2 protein-coding genes and 1 pseudogene are annotated in these 2,842 nt (G+C 62.3%); 2 read left to right on the top strand and 1 reads right to left on the bottom strand.

The genetic code is table 11. From position 1 onward, the window contains the following. A partial coding sequence (locus H276_RS24940) for an MspA family porin (protein WP_196807979.1) occupies positions 1–95 on the top strand: 95 nt, incomplete at its 5' end. Positions 96–785: 690 nt separating this feature from the next. Here the strand turns inward: H276_RS24940 and H276_RS24390 are convergent. After that, positions 786–929: pseudogene (locus H276_RS24390) on the bottom strand (ATP-binding protein); the annotation flags it as partial. Positions 930–1,414: 485 nt separating this feature from the next. On the opposite strand from H276_RS24390, the gene H276_RS0122300 reads away from it, so the two are divergent. Beyond that, entirely contained in the window at positions 1,415–2,497 is a 1,083-nt protein-coding gene (locus H276_RS0122300; RefSeq protein ID WP_019973491.1) for a GGDEF domain-containing protein, read from the top strand. The last annotated feature ends 345 nt before the right edge of the window (positions 2,498–2,842 follow it).

The raw sequence follows: 2,842 nt of genomic DNA, 5'->3' as shown, positions 1-2,842 counted from the left end.
CGGCCGGTGGTGTGCTGCTGCGTCCGTTCGCCCGCCTGATCGCCTCCACCGGTGACAGCGTCACCACTTACGGCGACCCCTGGAACATGAACTGATTTCACGTTTACTCTGACCTAGGTCGGCGTGCCACGCTCCTCCCCTAGCTGGGGCATGGCACGCCGGCCTTTCTCATCTGGCGACGTTGTCGTGCGCGTTGTCCGCTCGGATCGGCCACAGTCGCAGTGGCTGAGCAGCTTGGCTGCCTCCTGGTAGGAGAGCTCGACCCGCTCGCAGTGCGACATCCGTTTCCAGGTCGGGGTGCCGCACAGCGACACTCCCTCCGGAGGCAGCTAGAAGAAGTCCGGATCCTGCGGGGTATCCCGGGCGATGTCGATCGCCGAGTTGTAGGACCGTCGCATCGAGCCGCCGATTAGTCGGTCGGCCGCCTCCTGCCGCTGAGCTTCACACCCCCGGTGGTTCAGACATCGCGGTCAGGGTTTGGAAGGTTAGGCAGCCTTCGCCCTTCTGTCTACGAATGGAATCGACTCCGTGAAGTGAAGGCCCGAGAACTACGCCCGCACGTTCCTACTGCCGGTGCTGCGCTCCATGCGACCGGAACTGGTCGACGCCGGCCCGGTACGGAGCCCCTAACTTTCCGAGGTCAGCACACGCACCTGCTGAGTCGGTTAATTTTTGTTAAAGTGTTGTGCCACAATCGATCGCGAAAGTAAGTGGTACGCGGAGATTGTCAACGGCAACCGAAAACTGATCAGCTGTCGGCAAGCCAAAATTGACCAGCTTGGGGTTCATTGGTCGTCGGCCGTGACGGTGGGGACTCGGCCGAGGTCTCGGTCTTTGATGCGGTAGCAGCCTCCTTTGAGGGCGGTGACTTCGGCGTCGTGTACCAGGCGGTCGATCATAGCTGCGGCGACGACGTCGTCGCCGCACACTGAGAATGTCAACCTGTTTGAGGACCATCGGGACGGTGTGATCGGTGCCCATGTGCGGCAGGACGGGGCGGAGACGACCGCGGAGGTGGCGCCGGTCGCGCGCAGCATCCGCCACCAGCCGCGCTCCCGAGCCAGATACGCCTCAACGGCCGGCGGCAGGGCAGGCGGGGCGTCGAGATCGTCGGGGTCTATATCTGATCGGACGCAGCGGAGGCCGGGGCGGTTCCGATGTTGGCGCGATCACCTGCGTTGATCGGCACGGCCGCGCCCGTGCGTCTCAGAACAACCGACACAAGGTCGGCGAGCCAACTAACTGACACATAAGATAGCTTTGCTGGAAACGGCGAAGTGGTGCCTTCGACAAGGGGGCGACCGACGCGTGTTGTCATGGCGCCCGAGGTCGACAAGATAGCTACGCGATGGGTGCCACGGGGAAGGGATGTCGGGTGCGAGTCCGAGCACAGACGCGTGGGAGCCGTTCGGGCATGCAGATTGTCAACGAATGGTGGCGTGAACCGGTGGACTACGCCGGATACGTCCGATACTTTGCCGACCGTGGCCTGGCCAGAGCGCTACAATTGACCATCAGCGGCATCGTCGGATGCGTCTCGATTTTTGCCATGATCCTGCTGCTGCCCGTGGCCGCCGCCTCACCGGCCTCGATGACCATCGTGTTCCTGTTCGCTGGGGGCGGTCTGTTCTGGTCGGTGATGTGGTGGGCCCGTCCGTGGCCGACTCATTGGCAATCACGCGCCTTCATCGCGTCGGCCGATCTCGGGATCGCAGCGGTCGCGCTGATGAGTTCGAATTGGATCCTCGGACTGTTCGCCTACCACTGTTTCGCTTTGGTGTCGGTGTACCTGATGTTCCTCGACGGACCCAAAGCACTTGCCGCACACAACGCGGTTGTGCTGACCGCCCTCCTCATCTTCATCGTTCTCAACATCGGAGAGGGCAGAATCGCCGACCGGACCTCTGCGGGCATCATCTTCGCCGCAGCGATTCCCATCGCCGCAGTGACAGTGGTGCTGATGGTCGGCATCCAATTGCTCCGCAACGACGCCAACAAGTCGACCACCGATCCCATGACCGGTCTATTGAACCGTCGTGGGCTGTATCTGCACTTTCGAGGACTACTGACCCGCAACGAAACACCCGGGCACCTCGTGACGGTCATCGTCGCCGACCTCGATCAGTTCAAAAGCATCAACGACAAGTTCGGCCATGCCGAAGGAGACAACGTCCTCGTCCGCACTGCTCAACGGATCAGAACTGCTGTCAGCAGTGACGCACTGGTGGCCCGCGCAGGTGGCGAGGAATTCGTCGTCGTCGACCTCACCGCGGCCAACCAAGACAACCACATCGCAGAGGCGATCAGACGTGCGCTCAGCGACGCTGGTGACGTTCCAGCGGTCACCGCCAGTCTGGGCGTACACACCCGCGAGTGGGCTCATCTCACCAGCTCGGGCACCGACATGTCGCGGTTGCTCGACGAGGCGATCAGGAATGCCGATCAGGCGATGTTCCGCGCAAAGCGCGCCGGCGGCAACACCATCCGCACCGCCTGACAAGTACGTGCCCGATGTTGGTGTGAATCGGCGAAGGCGCGTTCCGCAGCACTCCAGTTTGCGGCGGCCCGTCGCGACGCCGATTCAAGCTCTTTTGTCCAGCTCACGCAGAAGCACTCGCGCCCCACGAACATCTGCGGCGAGTGACTCCGGAGATCAGTGGTCACAGTGGTGCGCGACGGTCAGGGCGTCGAGGCCGCAAAACAGCGGCTCTCCCATGCCCAGCTGTTGACCACCGAACAGCACTAAGCCTCGATCCACTGATGAACTGGCTGGTCGTGGGGTGTCGGAATGAGGAAAGTGCCTCTTGAGCTGGGAGGATTGGTGTTCTCTACGCATCAATCA

It is taken from the genome of Mycobacterium sp. 141 (assembly GCF_000382405.1).
Taxonomy (GTDB): domain Bacteria; phylum Actinomycetota; class Actinomycetes; order Mycobacteriales; family Mycobacteriaceae; genus Mycobacterium.
The sequence above is the reverse complement of the archived record's forward strand: the minus strand, read 5'-3'. Positions and strand labels throughout refer to the sequence as shown.